At 69.7% G+C, this 11,898-nt stretch carries 13 protein-coding genes; 3 read left to right on the top strand and 10 right to left on the bottom strand.

Annotated features, from left to right (window positions below):
- Positions 1–21: 21 nt before the first annotated feature.
- The 8 genes from JOD67_RS35350 to JOD67_RS35315 form a co-directional block, all read right to left on the bottom strand.
- Entirely contained in the window at positions 22–186 is a 165-nt protein-coding gene (locus tag JOD67_RS35350; protein WP_205122017.1) for a hypothetical protein, read from the bottom strand.
- Positions 187–347: 161 nt separating this feature from the next.
- On the bottom strand, positions 348–707 hold the full coding sequence (locus tag JOD67_RS35345) for a hypothetical protein (RefSeq protein WP_205122016.1): 360 nt from the start codon (positions 705–707) through the stop codon (positions 348–350).
- Positions 708–722: 15 nt separating this feature from the next.
- Positions 723–1,364 (bottom strand): DUF1707 SHOCT-like domain-containing protein, encoded by a 642-nt coding sequence (locus JOD67_RS35340; RefSeq protein ID WP_205122015.1) that lies wholly within the window; start codon positions 1,362–1,364, stop codon positions 723–725.
- A 13-nt stretch (positions 1,365–1,377) separates the two neighbouring features.
- Positions 1,378–2,019, bottom strand: a complete 642-nt coding sequence (locus JOD67_RS35335) for a response regulator (protein WP_205122014.1) — start codon at positions 2,017–2,019, stop codon at positions 1,378–1,380.
- Positions 2,016–3,167 carry a sensor histidine kinase gene (locus tag JOD67_RS42235; RefSeq protein ID WP_205122013.1) on the bottom strand — a complete coding sequence of 384 codons (1,152 nt, stop codon included), beginning with the start codon at positions 3,165–3,167 and terminating at the stop codon, positions 2,016–2,018. Before JOD67_RS42235 ends, JOD67_RS35335 begins: the two co-directional genes overlap by 4 nt.
- 15 nt (positions 3,168–3,182) lie before the next feature.
- Entirely contained in the window at positions 3,183–4,022 is an 840-nt protein-coding gene (locus JOD67_RS35325) for an ABC transporter permease (RefSeq protein WP_205122012.1), read from the bottom strand.
- On the bottom strand, positions 4,019–4,900 hold the full coding sequence (locus JOD67_RS35320) for an ABC transporter ATP-binding protein (protein WP_205122011.1): 882 nt from the start codon (positions 4,898–4,900) through the stop codon (positions 4,019–4,021). The genes JOD67_RS35325 and JOD67_RS35320 overlap by 4 nt, the downstream gene beginning before the upstream one ends.
- Before the next feature lie 841 nt (positions 4,901–5,741).
- A complete protein-coding gene (locus tag JOD67_RS35315; protein WP_205122010.1) occupies positions 5,742–7,682 on the bottom strand; it encodes a WD40 repeat domain-containing protein in 1,941 nt (646 codons plus the stop codon).
- Between the two features lie 95 nt (positions 7,683–7,777).
- Here JOD67_RS35315 and JOD67_RS40805 point away from each other — a divergent pair, with 95 nt between their 5' ends.
- Genes JOD67_RS40805 through JOD67_RS35300 form a run of 3 tightly spaced genes read left to right on the top strand, consistent with a single transcriptional unit; the run spans position 7,778 to position 10,471 of the window.
- Positions 7,778–8,386 (top strand): CGNR zinc finger domain-containing protein, encoded by a 609-nt coding sequence (locus JOD67_RS40805; RefSeq protein ID WP_307782665.1) that lies wholly within the window; start codon positions 7,778–7,780, stop codon positions 8,384–8,386.
- Positions 8,383–9,510, top strand: a complete 1,128-nt coding sequence (locus JOD67_RS35305) for a winged helix DNA-binding domain-containing protein (RefSeq protein WP_205122009.1) — start codon at positions 8,383–8,385, stop codon at positions 9,508–9,510. The genes JOD67_RS40805 and JOD67_RS35305 overlap by 4 nt, the downstream gene beginning before the upstream one ends.
- Positions 9,511–9,529: 19 nt before the next feature.
- Positions 9,530–10,471, top strand: coding sequence for an FAD-dependent oxidoreductase (locus tag JOD67_RS35300; RefSeq protein ID WP_205122008.1), 942 nt, complete (start codon positions 9,530–9,532; stop codon positions 10,469–10,471).
- Here JOD67_RS35300 and JOD67_RS35295 read toward each other — a convergent pair.
- Both JOD67_RS35295 and JOD67_RS35290 read right to left on the bottom strand, forming a co-directional pair.
- Positions 10,450–10,629 (bottom strand): hypothetical protein, encoded by a 180-nt coding sequence (locus tag JOD67_RS35295; protein ID WP_205122007.1) that lies wholly within the window; start codon positions 10,627–10,629, stop codon positions 10,450–10,452. The two genes, JOD67_RS35300 and JOD67_RS35295, sit on opposite strands and share 22 nt — an antisense overlap.
- Positions 10,630–10,944: 315 nt before the next feature.
- Positions 10,945–11,883 carry a helix-turn-helix domain-containing protein gene (locus tag JOD67_RS35290; RefSeq protein WP_239554204.1) on the bottom strand — a complete coding sequence of 313 codons (939 nt, stop codon included), beginning with the start codon at positions 11,881–11,883 and terminating at the stop codon, positions 10,945–10,947.
- Between the last annotated feature and the right edge of the window lie 15 nt (positions 11,884–11,898).

The following is an 11,898-nucleotide window of genomic DNA, read 5'->3' as shown; positions in this document are numbered from 1 at the left end:
CGCCGAATCATCGCGGGATGGTCACACGGCGACGATTCTCACGTCGACGTTGAGGTAGGCCGCGATCCTGGCCAGGTCATCGGCATCGCTCGTGAGGACGGCGTGAGGTCCGGCCGTTTGCTGGATACAGGCGGCCAGGTGTGCGTCGGCAGTCGTCGTACCCAGTTCGGCATCCTGGATGCGCAATCGGTTGAGCGCGACCGCGCGGGGGACACGCCGATCGGTGTGTCGGTTGCGCGAGGGCTCGAACGGCCTCGTCGTCGAGCAACACCGTCGTGGTCGGTCTCACCTCGGCCCGCCGTCAGGGCGCGGCCGCCGCGAGGCCCGCGGCGAACAGGAGCACGTCTTCAGGCGTGGCGTCGGGCTTGATCGCACCGATCTCGTTCGGCGGCGCGTCGGACCAGCTCGGGCCGAGACGCCAACGGGTTGCCGTCCAGCTTGGCGCCAGCCAGGGCGATCTCGGCGAGGTCCGGGCGCGCCTCCGGGTACTCGCGATAGTGGGCATCCAAGACCGCACGCTGCGCGTAGGCCTCCAGCGCATCGCGCAGCCCCTGAACAGTGAGCTCTGTCGTCGACGTGGCCATGCCCAGGTCGGTCGCGACGGCCGCGGCCTCACGCAGATTGACGGGCAGCCGTAGTGAGGTCCCCGCGGTGCCCGAGCCGGCTTCGTCGAGCAGGTCGAGAAGGCGCCTCAGTCGTCGCTCCACGATCGGGCCGCGAGCTCAGCGAGACAGTTGCGGCGGGGTCTGGCCCTTCTCGATCGCCTTGGCGAACTTCTTCGCCTCCTTCAGCGACATGTCCCGCGTCTCCGCCGGGAGGCGCCAGATCTCGGCGCCGCCCATGAGGTTGAAGGTGCGGATGCGGATCACGGGAGCGCCCGGGCGGGGCTTGCGGCGGCTGCCGCGTTGTTCGTCGCCGCCCATCAGGGAGAAGCCGTTCACCTCGACCTCGACCGAGTCCGGCACGAAGATCTCCGAGCCGCCCATGATCGCGATCGCGTTGATCGTCACCTCGTCGCCGTCGATCTCGGCGTCGCGCAGGTCGATGTTGTCGCCGCCCATGATCGAGAGCGAGTGCACGCTGCCGGACAGCCGGTACCGGCCCTTGTGGTCCGAGCCGCCCATGATCGCCACGAACCAGCGCCGGATCGTCCGGCGCGTCTTCGGCTGGACGACCTCGCGCGGCAGGTCGCGAGTCAGCACCTCGAGCTCGGCGTGCGTCTTCGCGGTGTACGCCTGCTCGGCGCGTTCCTCCAGCTCGGCGAGCGTGAGCCGACCGGTCGCCGCGTGCTCGCTCAGTAGGTCGACGACGCGATCCCGTTCGGCGTCCGACGCCCGGATCTGCGATTCGTCCGCATCCGTCACAAACATCTCCCTGTCACGACCGTCCGGCACCCGGCGCCGGTAGCAGACCACGTTCCAACGCCACGGTAACGGCTCGGGTCCGGTCATCGACTCCCAACTTCGCGAAGACCTTCAGCAGATGGGTCTTCACGGTGGACTCGCCGATGAACAGTTCGCGCCCGATATCGGCGTTCGTCAGCCCGCGCGCCACCCCGGCCAGCACCTGCAGCTCGCGCGGTGTGAGCGCCTCCGGGGCGGGCGAACGCATCCGCGTCACCAGCTTCGCCGCGACCGGCGGAGCGAGAACGGTCTCGCCGCGGGCGGCCGCGCGTACGGCGTCGGCCAGCTCCCGGCGCGGCGTGTCCTTCAGCAGGTAGCCGGTCGCCCCGGCCTCGACCGCGCGCACGATGTCGGCGTCGGTGTCGTACGTGGTCAGTACCAGCACCCGCGTACCCGGCACCTCCGCGACGATCCGGGCGGTCGCGGCGGCGCCGTCCATCCGAGGCATCCGCAGGTCCATCAGGACGACGTCCGGCCGCAGCACCTTCGCCAGCGACACGGCCTCCTCGCCGTCGCCGGCCTCGCCCGCGATCTCGAGGTCCTGCTCGACCTCCAGGAGCGCGGCGAGCCCGCTCCGGACGACGGGATGGTCGTCGGCGAGGAGTACGCGGATCACGTGACCACCAGTCGAATCGTCGTTCCGTTGCCCGGCGCGGTCTCGATCGTCATCGTGCCGGACACCTGCTCCACGCGGCTGCGCATGCCGCGCAGCCCGAACCCGTCGGCGCTGTCGGCGTCGAACCCGACGCCGTCGTCGCGAATCTCCAACGTGGTCTGGTCATCGTCGTAGCCGAGGGTCACTTCGACGTTGGTGGCGTCCGCGTGCTTGCGGACGTTGGTCAACGCCTCCTGCGCCGCACGCAACAGCACCACCTCGGCGTTGGCCGGCAGCGTGCGCGGCTCGCCGTCGATCTTTACTTGCGCGTTCGACCGGTCGGCGACCCGTTGCAACGCATCGGCCAGGGTCCGTCCGCGGAGGTCCTCCGGCGCGAGCGCGGCGACGAGGGAGCGTGCTTCGTTGAGATTCTCCCGCGCTGTTTGCTCGATCAGGCTGAGCCGCTCGCGTACAGCTTCGTCCTTGGTGACGGCGTCGGTCGCCTGGGCGTGTACGAGGATCGAGAGGAAGCCCTGGGTCAGTGTGTCGTGGATCTCGGCGGCGAGACGTTCCCGTTCGGCGAGAACGCCCTCGCGGTGGTGCGCGTCGGCCAGCTCGGTACGGGTCTCCTGGAGCTCGGCGATCAGCGCCTTGCGGCGTTCGCTCTCGACGACGATGCCGTGGATCCACAGTCCCATCAGCATGCCCATGCCGAGGACCAGGACGCCCGTGAGCGCGGCGCTGAGGATCACGTCGGTCGTCCAGCCCGCCTTGACGATGGTGATCCCGGACATGCAGAGGACGAGTGCGCTCGAGGTGCCGATCGCCCAGCGGAGCGGCAACATCGACCAGATCTGCGGGAACAGGGCGAACAGCATGAGGTAGCCGGCCGGGGCGAGGCCGATCATCGTGAGCGTCGCGAGGCAGAAGAAGCCGATGTAGAGGAACGCGGTGCGGAGGTTGTACGTGACGTACACCCGGCGGCCGACCAGCAGGAACGCCGCGACGACGAGCACGATCAGGCCGCCGCCGAGCAGTCGCGTCCTCGCCGGGAGGTCCGTGGACGCGACCAGCGCGAAGGCGGTCGCCGCCATCGTGAGGGCGAACGCCACGTACCACCACGGGACGGAGCGCTCGATGAACGAGCGCTCCTCCCTTGCCGTCGTCATGGTCCTAGCCTAGTTTCAGCCGTCGCCGCGGCGCTTCCAGCGGAACGTGGTCACGCAGACCACGAGTCCGGCGACGAACCAGGCCAGCAGCACGAGCAGGATCCGGCCGTGCTCCCAGGAGCCCGCCGCCTCGGTCGCGCTGGCGACGTCGTCGGGCAGGAACGCCGACCGCAGGCCCTGCGCGACCCAGCGGAGCGGGAAGAACCCCGACGCGTCCTGCAGCCAGCCCGGCAGCATCGTGAGCGGCAGGTAGATGCCGGAGATGAACAGCAGCAGCATCACCGGTGCGTTGATGACCGCGGGCGCCGACTTGGACGTACGCGGGAGGCTCGACAGCGCGACGCCGAGGATGCCGAACGTTGCGAACGCCATCAGCGTCACCCAGCCGAACGTGAACCACTTGCCGGGTGTCGCGGGCAGGTCGACCCCGTACACGAAGACGCCCACCGCCAACAGGGCAATGGACTCCAGTGCTCCGACGATCACCATCTGGATGACCTTGCCGAGGAAGTACGCGCCGCGCGGCATCGGCGTGGTGACGAGGCGGCGCAACGTGCCGTTGTCGCGGTCGATCGCGATCCAGATCGCGAGGTTCGTCAACGTGGTCGAGGCGAGGCCGGCGGTGAGCATCGACGGGAGCAGGACCTGGTTGTAGTCGACGCCGCCGCCGAGGTCGTTCCCGCCGAAGATGCCGGCGAAGAAGATGAACAGGCCGATCGGCATCGCGAACGAGAACACGACGGCGTCGCGTTGCCGGAAGAACAGCTTCACCTCGAGCAGACCGCGGGCAATGCCCACGTTCCACATCGACGGCAGCTGTTGCTGCTGCTGGGTTGGCGTGGTCACGGCGGTCATGCGGCGACCTCTTCCTTGGTCTTCTGGTCTTTGGTCTCGGCGTCGGTGCCGACGAGCTCGAGGTAGATGTCCTCCAGCGTCGGGCGCTTGATCGACAGCTCGGGGACCTCGCCGCCGAGCCGGTGCGCGAGCTCGAGCACGATGCGGGTCGGCTCGTCGGTTTCGACGACGTGGTCGGCGCCGTCCTCCAGCCAGTGCACGTGCGCCCGGCCGGTCTGCCTTCCGCCGAGCTCGCTGGGCGGTCCTTCGGCGACGACCTTGCCGCGTACGATCACCGCGGCCCGGTCGGCGAGGGCTTCGGCCTCGTCGAGGTAGTGGGTGGTGAGCAGGACTGTGGTGCCCTCTTTGGCCAACATGCGTACGAGGTCCCAGAACTGCCTGCGCGCCTTGGGGTCGAAGCCGGTGGTGGGCTCGTCGAGGAAGACGAGCTCGGGGTGCCCGAGGATGCCGAGCGCGACGTCGAGCCTGCGGCGCTGGCCGCCGGAGAGCTTGCTGATCCGCGTACCCCACTTCTCGGTGAGGCCGACCAGCTCGCAGACCGCCTGGGGGTTGCGGGGACTGGGGTAGTAGCAGGCGAAGTGCTCGACCATCTCCTTGACGCTCAGCTCCCCGGCGTCGGTGGCCTCCTGGAGGACGACCCCGGTCTTTGCCCGCCAGCTCGCCCCGGCGGTGCTGGGATCCTCCCCGAGCACCCTGACCTCACCCTCGTCACGCCGGCGGTAGCCCTCGAGGATCTCGACCGTGGTCGTCTTACCAGCACCGTTTGGCCCGAGCAGCGCGAAGATCTCCCCGCGCTGAACGGTGAGGTCGACGCCGTCGACGGCTTTGACATCCTGGTACGCCTTGCGAAGCCCGCGGACTTCGATGACTGGTTCCATGAGTTGAGCATCGCGCTTGGTGGGGGCCTGGCGGGACGACCGGAGGACCGGTCCGGGGTCCACCGAACGGTGGAGGCAACGCCCCGTGGATCTTGGGTGCGCTCTGCGCCGCGTGATCATGAAGCTGGACTGGTCGTATACGGCGGGTTTGGCTTCATGATCACGTTCATGATCATGGACGGGGCGCGCTGAGGTTCTGGGTGAGGGGCGCCCTGGTCCCATAGGTTCGGACCAGGGTGCCCCCGACCCAGGTAGGCCTCGTCACACCAGCACCACCCGCACCAGCTACCCCGCCACGGTTGGATGAAGGGCACCTTCATCCAATAGGTTTGGATGAAGGTGCCCTTCATCCAAGGGGCCCGCGGAGTGTCGCTGTTTGTGCTGCGGGTGCGGCTCATGTTCTTGGCGAAGCTCGCCGGCTTTTGGTGCTCTCTTGGTGCGGTGTTCGCTGAGATCTCTCCGGGCGTTTGGTGCTGTCCGTGGGCTGTTGCGGCGGTCGATTTTGGTGGCCGGTCCGGGGCGCGTCAAGGGCGCCTCTCTGGGGGCGCTTCGCGCGGGAGAGAGACGTCGCTTCGCGACCGCTTTGCGGCCCTTGACTCGCCCCGGGCCGGCCACCTGTTTTCACGCGCCGCCCCTGCCCCCGGGAACGGGTGCCCGGGGGAGGTTCCTTCTTGTTGGGGTTTGTTGCCGTGCTTGGGCTTCTTGTTGGCCCCCGGTCTCTTGTGGTGTCGATGAAGCCGGGCCGTCCCTTTTGAATGAAGGGCACCTTCATTCAATAGGTTCGAATGAAGGTGCCCTTCATTCAATGAGCCGGCAGCTGGTGGGGGTGGCGACTGCGGGGTTAGGGCAGGCGGATGCGGACCAGGTTGCGGCCGCGCAACGTGAAGAGGGAGCCTCCGTCGACCGAGGCGGCGAAGGGGCCGTGGCCGCCGCCGAACCAGGCGCCGTTGAGGGCGGTGACGATGGGGGTCACGCTCCGCGTCGCCGGGTCGATCCGGTACACCCGGTCGCGGTCCGCGCCGTACACCTCGCCGCGCGCGGTCTCGACCAGCCGGCCGACGCCCGTTCCTGTCGGCACCGTCCACAGCAGCGCCCCGGTCGACGGCGACGCGCCGAAGACTACGCCGCGCTCGGTGAGACCGATCAGCACCGAGTCCAGCGCGACCACATCGACGACCTGCTTGATCCCCGGCAACACGGCCAACCAGGTCACCTGCCGCGTTACGAGGTCGAACCGCGCCAGCTTGGCCTCGGTCGTCGTCGACGGCGGGATCGCGCCGATGCCGTGGTTGATGTTGCCGCCGAGGTACGCGTACCGACCGAGCGCCGCGATCCCGTGCACGGTCTGCGACGGCAGGATGTTCCGGTACGTCTCCAGCGCGCCCGTCCCGAGCCGGAACACCGACAGCGCCCCGTTGAACTTTCCGTAGTCCGGCTGCGTCGACACCAGCAGCGCGTTCGCGCCGCGGCTGTACACGGCGTCCATCGGCCGCGTCTGCTCCAACGCCTGCCCGACCTTGGCCCGGAACGTCGACCACGGATCGCCCGGCGACATCCGGTGCACCTGCGCCAGCGTGTAGATCGACAGGTATGTGGAGCCATGGATCGGCGTGATCACCTTCGCCTCGCCGGGCACGAACGTCCGCGTGCTCTCGCCCGGGGACAGCAGGCTGTGCGTCTGCACCCCGCCCTTGCCGCTCACGTACGCGTACGAGCGATCCGCCGAGATCGCCATCGGCTGCTCCGGCGCCGGCACCATCCCGGCCGCGACCAGGTCGGTCGCGTCCAGCACGCCGCTCACCGGATCGAGCTCGTACGCCAGCCCGTCGGTGATCCCGATGACCTTGTCGCCGCGGACGACCAGCCGGTCGGTGTACGCCTCGGGCAGCGGCACCGCGAGCTTCTGGGCGGTCGCGTCCCACAGCTTGTACGAGTAGATCGTTCCGGACGGGCGCAGCCCGAGGTACGCGGTGTCGCCGTGCGGGGTGATCGCGACGACGTACAGGTCGCCGGGCAGGTCGACGAGCCGGTAGCGCGACGGGTCGTTCGTGTCCAACACCAGCAGGTCGCCGCGGTCGGACAGGCTGCCGAGCAAGGTGTCGCCGGCGAGCGCGAGCGTGCCGACGAACGTCGCGTCGAGCGCCTCCGGCGGCAGGATGTCGCGCCGTTCCCCGGTCGCCCGGTCGATCGCGACGAGGTGGGCGCGTGCCCCGATGCCCGCGTAGATCGTGTGCTCGTTCGCGACGATCGCCCGGACGTACTTCTCGTTCGGATAGACCCGCCCGTGGTCCGTGATCGCGCCGGTCGCGGGGTCGTACTCGATCACGCGGGCGTTCGGGTAGGTGCCCATGAACAGCTTGCCGTCGGGCGACGCCGAGATGCTCCAGATGATGCTGTCCGGCGCCGCGTCGAGGAGTTCGGTGACCTCGTTCGTGCGCAGGTCGACGCGGTAGAGGATGCCGGGCGAGCCAGTGCCGGCGTACAGGTAGTCGCCGATCACCGCCAGCTGGTTGATGCTGTCGCCCTTCGGCAGGCGCGCCTTCTCGACGGCCCGCTTCGTCCGCGGGTCGTACGCGCTGATCACGTTCGGGGAGAGCCCCGTGGTCGCGAGCCAGATCTCCTCGCCCACCGGTTCGGCGGCGCCGATCGGCGCGGTGAGCGACGCCGGTCCGAGGTCCTCGATCACCGGCGCCGGCTCCGGCGCGGAGTCGGCGAGAACGGGCGCACCGAGCCCGGCGACGAGAGCGGCGAGCACGAGTACGGCAAGGCAGATGCGTCGCATGGCAGCCTCCAGCGCGCGGTCCTTGAGGTCACGACCGTAATTGAACGCTCACCTCCCGTCAACGCCTGGCGCCCGTAACTTGTTATAGTGGTTACGTGAGCGACTCCAGGGGACTGAGACTGCAGTGGACGCCGGAGAGTCAGGCGTTCTGGTTCGACGCGGGTGCGGTGTGCCTGGAGCTGCTCACCACCGGCGGTGAGCTGTCCTGGGGGTACGAGGAGTTCCTGCGCACGCCGACCGACGTCCAGGAATGGGCCAAGGCCTCGCGGGTGAACGCGGACGAGTTGGCGGTCGACGAGGACGGACTCGACGAGCTGCGGGGACTCCGCGAGGCCGTGTGGAACGTCGCCAAGGCCGTCATGGCCAGCGACCCACCGCCCCCGCGTGACCTGGCCAGGCTGAACGAGCGCGCCACCACCTCCGCCGTGCCGCAGATCGACGAGCACCAGAACAAGCACTGGCAGAAGCCCATGACCGCCAGCCAGTTCACCGGGACCATCGCCCGCGACGCGATCGAGCTGTTCTCCGGCCCGTACGCCGACAGGGTCCGGCAGTGTGAAGGCCACTGCGAGCTGATCTTCGTCGACACCTCCCGCCCCGGAAAGCGCCGCTGGTGCTCGATGCAGCGCTGCGGCAACCGCGCCAAGATCCGCGAGTTCCGCGACCGCCAGCGCACAGGCACCGAAGGAGGAGGAACCCGATGACCACGCTGACGTGGGACAACGTGCGCGCCTGGCGGCTCCAGCAGCACCAGCTGCTCGAGCCGGCGCCCGCCAAGCAGTTCCTCGACGTCGTCGAACGGATCGCCGGCCTGCACGCCCAGGTCGCCAGCTCCGCCGAGCTCACGCTCTGGGCACGCATCAAAGACCTGGACAAAACAACAGTCCAGAACGCGCTCGAAGACAGCCGCGACCTGATCAAGACCTGGTCGATGCGCGGCACGCTCCACCTGCTGCCGGCCCGCGAGTTCGCCGTCTGGCAGAACGCCCAGCGCACCCGTACGCACTACCGGAAGCCGGTCTGGTTCCGCGCCTTCGGCGTCGACAACGACGAGCTCGACACGATCATCGCCTCGGTACGCAAAGCCCTGCACAAGGGCATGCTCACCCGCGAGCAGCTCGCCACCAAGGTCGGCAACCAAGCAGGCGAGCACCTCGGCGAGAAGCTCCGCGAGAGCTGGGGCGCGCTGCTCAAGCCGGCCGCGTTCGAGGGCGCCCTCGCGTTCGGTCCGAGCGACGGACAACGCGTCCGCTTCGTTCGCCCCGACCAATGGCTCGACCAGACAGACCTGCTCGCCCACGACCCGGCCGAAGCGCTGGACGAGGTGATCACCCGCTACCTCGCCGCCTCCGGCCCGAGTACGAGGGAGGAGCTCGCCCGCTGGTGGGGCCACCAGCCGGCCGATGCCGGACGCGTGCTGAAGGGCCTCGGCGACACGGTCCAAGAGGTCGACGTCGAGGGCACGAAGACGTACGCGCTCACCGACCAGCTCACAGCGATCAGCAAGGCCAAGCCGCCGAAAGGCCACGTCAAGCTGCTCCCAGCGTTCGACCAGTACGTCATCACCGCGACCAAGCAGGTCGAGCACTTCACCCCCGCCGACGTGGGCGACCGCATCTACCGCAAGCAGGGCTGGCTGAGCGCGGTCGTGCTCGTCGACGGCCGGATGGACGGGATCTGGAAGCACGAGATCAAGGGCAACGCCGTCGAGGTCTCCGTCGAGCCGTTCGTCCCGTTCTCGGCGAAGACCCGCAAGGCCGTCGAACGGGAGGCCGAGCGGCTGAGCGGCTATCTCGACAAGACCCTGAGGCTGGACTGGACCGACTGAGCCGCACCATGATCGCCTCATGACACGGGTCCTGGTGGTCGGTGCGGGCGTCGTCGGGCTGACCTGCGCCATCCGGTTGGCCGAGGCGGGCTACGAGGTCGACGTGTTCGCGCGCGACCTGCCGCTGGAGACGACGTCCGCGGTCGCGCCCGCGCTCTGGTATCCGTACCGAGCCTTCCCGCACGTGCAGGTCACGGCCTGGTCGGCGCGGTCGATGAAGGTGTACGCGGGTCTGGCCGACGAGGCGCCCGGCTCCGGCGTACGGATGCGGTGGGGGACGGAGCTGTTCGGGCAGGCGGCGCCGGACCCGTGGTGGATCGAGGCTGTGCCGAAGCTGTCCCGGGTGGCCTCGCCGCGGGAGGGCTACGTGGACGGCTGGCGGTTCGAGTCGCCGGTGATCGACACTCCGACGTACCTGCCGTGGCTGGTCGAACGTCTGGAGAGCCTCGGCGGAACGGTGACGCGGATGGCGTTCTCGCAGCTGCCCGACCGGGCGCCGATCCTGCTGAACTGCACCGGCCTCGCGTCCCGGCACTTCGCCAACGACAGGACCGTGACGCCCGTCCGCGGGCAGGTCGTCGTGGTCGAGCAGGTCGGGCTGACCGAGTGGATGCTCGCGCACAAGGACCGCAACGAGCTGACGATGATCGTGCCGCGGGAGAACGACATCGTGCTCGGCGGTACGGCCGACGAGGGTGACTGGGAGCCGGACCCGCGCCCGGAGACGACGGCCGCGATCCGCGAACGTGCCGCCGCGCTGGTGCCGCAGCTCGCATCGGCGCGGGTGATCACCGAGAACGTCGGGCTGCGCCCCACGCGGCCGAGCGTCCGGCTGGAGGCCGAACGGGTCGGCGCGCAGCTCCGCGTGCACTGCTACGGCACCGGCGGCTCCGGCTACACGATCGCCTGGGGCTGCGCCGACGAGGTCCTCGCGCTGGTTCAGGACCGCACGACGCGATAGCGCAGTCCGATCTCGCCGGCGAGGTCCTTCGCGAGCTCGCTGGGCGGGGCCGGCGGCAGCCAGTCGGCCGCCATCCAGCCCATCGCGTGGTCGGGTCCGGCGACGAACCCGTCCAGCGACATCGAGGTGCCCCAGACGACCTTGCCTCGCGTGGTCATGTGCGTGTCCCTTCCGGTGGGTGGTCGCCTCGTACTGACGACGCGCCGCCGAAAACTCATCGGAACTGGAGAGCGGCTAGGACCTGTGGCGTACGTCGGTGGTGCTGGCGGATGGCGCCGATGCCGCTTTACCTGGCATGTGGGTGCTTCACGCGGGGTGTATCCCAGGTAGAGCGGCAAATGATCATGTAAACATGATCATTTGCCGTCGCTGGGGAGTCGGTCGGGAGCCACCGGAGAGCCGTCCAGGAGTACCCGGGGCAGCCTGCTCGTCGGCGATGCCAAGACGCCGCTGCGTCGCTCCAGCCACTTTCGTCACAGGCGCTCGGGGGAGTGCAGCTCGGCTCGGAAGGCGCGTGGTGAGGTGCCGAAGCGGGCGCGGAAGACGCGGCTGAAGTGGAACGCGCTGACGAAGCCGCACGCGGTCGCGACCTGGCCGACCGCGAGGTTCGTGGCCTCGAGCAGGGTCGCGGCGTGGCGGAGGCGGACGTCGCGGAGCGCCTGCATCGGCGTGCGGCCGGTCTCCTCGGCGAACAGGTGCGCGAACCGCGACGGCGACAGCGCGACCTCGCGGGCCAGCGACCGGACGGTGTGCGGCGACCCGGGGTCGGCGGCGAGGATCGCCTCGGCCCGCCGGACCCGCGCGTCGCCCGGATCGCCCGGCTCACCCGTCGCGCCGGCCGCGGTGGCGAGCAGCAGGATCTCCTCGACCCGCCCGGTCGCGAGCTCGCGCGCCGCGGTCGGGACCGCCATCGCCGGCACGGCCGGCAGAGCGGACGGAGGCGGCGGCGCGCCCACCCCCGACCAGCGCGCGTCGGCGTGCATGCGCTCGAACGCCGCGTCGATCCGCCCGTGCACAGCAGCGGGCACGGACCGTACGACGAACACCCGGTCACCCACCTCCACCGGCCGGAGCCAGCCGTGCCAGGACGTACGCGGCTGGAAGTGCACCCACCAGAACGTCCAGCGGTCCGCGTCAGGCGCGACCCCGTACTCGTGGTCGACCTCCGCGCCGAGAACGACCAGGTCACCGGGCCGGGCGAGCACCTCGGCCCCACCCTGCCGGATCCGCCCAGCGCCGGCGAGTGTCCAGGTCAGCAGCCAGCTCGACGCCCCGCCGGCGCGGCGCGCGGCGTACCCCGGACGCTCGTCGAACCACCCCACCACGAGCAGCTCCGCTGGCGGAGAGGGCGTGGTCGCAGCAGGATCAGGCAGGTTCGCAGCCTCGTCGGGCATCCACACAGTCTGCGTCATCGACCTACCGTCGAA

The sequence above is a fragment of the Tenggerimyces flavus genome (genome assembly GCF_016907715.1).
Lineage (GTDB): Bacteria > Actinomycetota > Actinomycetes > Propionibacteriales > Actinopolymorphaceae > Tenggerimyces > Tenggerimyces flavus.
Note: the sequence above shows the minus strand (reverse complement) of the source record. Positions and strands in the feature narration are given on the sequence as shown.